The organism is Microvirga aerilata, from assembly GCF_016743775.1.
Classification (GTDB): domain Bacteria; phylum Pseudomonadota; class Alphaproteobacteria; order Rhizobiales; family Beijerinckiaceae; genus Microvirga; species Microvirga aerilata.
This window is the reverse complement of record NZ_JAEQMY010000225.1, coordinates 1-2,584: the sequence shown is the minus strand read 5'-3', so window position 1 is coordinate 2,584 and position 2,584 is coordinate 1. Positions and strand designations below refer to the sequence as shown.

At 58.9% G+C, this 2,584-nt stretch carries 2 protein-coding genes and 3 pseudogenes; 3 read left to right on the top strand and 2 right to left on the bottom strand.

The window, feature by feature from the left end; translation table 11 throughout:
- On the bottom strand, nt 1–527 hold a 527-nt coding region (locus JKG68_RS31825), incomplete at its 3' end, for an IS66 family transposase zinc-finger binding domain-containing protein (RefSeq protein WP_202066378.1).
- Between the two features lie 255 nt (nt 528–782).
- Here JKG68_RS31825 and JKG68_RS31820 point away from each other — a divergent pair.
- Complete coding sequence (locus JKG68_RS31820) at nt 783–1,097, top strand: transposase (RefSeq protein ID WP_202066379.1); 315 nt, start codon at nt 783–785, stop codon at nt 1,095–1,097.
- 18 nt (nt 1,098–1,115) lie between these two features.
- Here JKG68_RS31820 and JKG68_RS34090 read toward each other — a convergent pair.
- Nucleotides 1,116–1,533, bottom strand: a pseudogene (locus tag JKG68_RS34090) (IS3 family transposase); the annotation flags it as partial.
- Between the two features lie 65 nt (nt 1,534–1,598).
- On the opposite strand from JKG68_RS34090, the pseudogene JKG68_RS35200 reads away from it, so the two are divergent.
- Nucleotides 1,599–1,868, top strand: a pseudogene (locus JKG68_RS35200) (IS30 family transposase); the annotation flags it as partial.
- Between the two features lie 105 nt (nt 1,869–1,973).
- A pseudogene (locus JKG68_RS31810) lies at nt 1,974–2,156 on the top strand (transposase); the annotation flags it as partial.
- Between the last annotated feature and the right edge of the window lie 428 nt (nt 2,157–2,584).

The following is a 2,584-nucleotide window of genomic DNA, read 5'->3' as shown; positions in this document are numbered from 1 at the left end:
CCACCCTGGCTGAGCGTGAGCCCGAACAGATCCGACAAGGCGCCTTGCAGCCGCTCGTAGGAGAGCGCCTGAAAGGTTTTGAGGTAGGTCGCCACACCGTGCAGGCGCGGCCCGAACGGTGTGCCTCGTACTGCTTCAGGCACGGGAGCGACAACCCGCGTCCCGCAGGTCGAACAGCACACCGAAAGCCGCCGATGATGGGTGATGAGGGGCTTCACCTCCGGGAGGTCGACATGCTCGTGAAGGCTGACCGTCTCGCTGGGCAGATCCGTCATCAGAGCGGCTCCACAGCAGGAGCACCGGTCGGGACGATGCTCGACCACCTCATCGGGCGTGTCGCTGATGGTCCGGCTGTGACCCTCGTGACCGGGTTTGGCTCCGCCGGGCCTGGACTTCTCCCGCTGCTCCTTACGATCGGTCGAGGGCGGCTTGGACGAGGTGCGAGACGTCTTCTCTGGCCGCTGCAGCCGCAGCACCAGCTCGATTAGCTCTTCCTTGCTCAGACGCTCAAGATCGCTGCGGCCCATGACAACAGGGAATCAGCGAAACCCGGTTTGCGCAAGGGCCTGGGCAATTACTATTCGAGTACCAGGCCTTGGATAACTCTTAAGAGCCGACGCCGAGCATACTTTCGCTAAGCAGGAAGTTCCCTACGGTTCGTGAAGTAGCCCCTAACTTGACCGGACACGATCTCCCACTTCGCTAAGAGATAGGAGTAGTGTTGGTGCTATCACTGGTTCCTCCAAGATTGAGGCTCGTGACGGACTGCAACAACGCCGCCACTGGACGGCCGCCGCGCCGTCTACTTCCACACCCGTCACGAGTACGAGGCATTGGATGCAGCCCGATCCCGGATGCACGATCCGACATGGACGGAGCAGTATCCTATCCGGGCCGGCGTTGAGGACACTCTCTCACAGGGTGTGCGGGCATTCGGAATGCGTCAGAGCCGGTATATCGGCCTCCTGAAGACCGGCCTCCAGGAGGTGTGTTCGGCGGTTGCGATGAATGTCTCGCGGGTCGTACACTGGTTGGACGGATGGCCGCGCACCCAGACGCGCGTGACCCGCTTTGCGGCGTTGGCGCCGGCCTTCTGAATTCGCCGACAGTATCTACGAGATGTCTTCGGCCCACTTCTGATCGGGGCGCTCGGCCGAGAAGTCCTGGTCAATCAGATTGGCCGTGATCGGAAAGGCATGGTGGCTGTCGGCAGTGCGCTTGAACCGACGCTTCTGGCGAGCCTTGAGGCCGTTCTCGCGCCTCAGCCTGACGGTCCGACGACGCCCGACCGTCAGGCCTTCCTCTTGCAACGCGCGGGCTGCCGTAGGTTCCCTTCGAACGCGCAAAGGCCGAGCGGATGTAGGCCAGCAGGACCAGGTCCCCCCGCTGGCGAGGACCGGCGGGGCGGTTTCTCTAGGCGACGTAGCCGCTGGGGCTCACTTCGAGAACCTGGCACAGACGGCTGACGGGGAAGTCCTCTTTTGCCATATCGATGAACTGAAACTTCATCGACTTCCCTCCTTGGCGAAAAAAGTCGTGGTGGTTTCAAACGGTCAGTGCACCATGATTGATTTCGTTGTGCTTCGGGAGAACCATCCATGGCGCGTATGGGTCGGCCAGGCTTATCGGCGGAGCAGAAGCGGGAACTCTGGACCCGATGGAAGGAGGACCGGTCGCTCAGTGACATCGGCCGTGCTCTCGGCAAACATGCCGGATCGGTGTTTGACATCATCCTCGCCAAGGGCGGCATCGCCCCGCCTCTGAGGACGCGGTCGGGACTGTCTTTGCGACCAGAGGAGCGGGAGGAGATCTCGCGTGGCCTAATGGCGGGGTGGTCATTTCATCAGTCGGCTGCGGCCGCCGGTCAGGGCGAGCCGTACAGCCCCATCCTGAAACTCTGTCGTAAAGCGTGTATGGGGCACGGAAATCCTCCTGTGTCATAAGAGTGCTCTCAACTTTTCGAAGCAAGTCCACACAAGGTGGCGGGCGTTGCGGAGGCGATCCGAGCGGGCGGAGCCACCCTTCTGTATCTGCCGCCTTATAGTCCCGATCTCAATCCGGTTGAGCAGCTCGTTTCCAAGGTTAAGGCGCTCCTACCCAAAGCAGGCGCACGCACCAAGGAGGCACTCTGGAGCACGATCAGAACTGCTCAATAAGTTCTCGTCTGAACAGTGACGGAACTACCTCAGGAACTGCGGATATGAGCCCATGCAAATCGAAGCCGCTCTAACATCTACCTCAGATTCCGCATTGGCGGCTAACCAGATGTCAGACGAATACCGCAATGACTCAAATAACATTCCTGAAAACAAACCTATTCTCCAGGATTAGCCTATCGGACAAACCGATAATTATAAGGTATATACAAGCTATCTACTCAGAGTATTACAATTAAAACGCCTCATTTCTGCCAGTAGTTCATCAGAATAAGAACAAATTTTATCAATCATCTCACCGCTGCTTTTGAATAGTTCGACTGAGGCTCAGCCACACAGTGAGGAGACCCGATGCCACAAGCGATCTTTCAGCAGGGGTTGAACGGCTACACTGGCACTCTAGACACCATGGTGCAGGAAGACAGCCC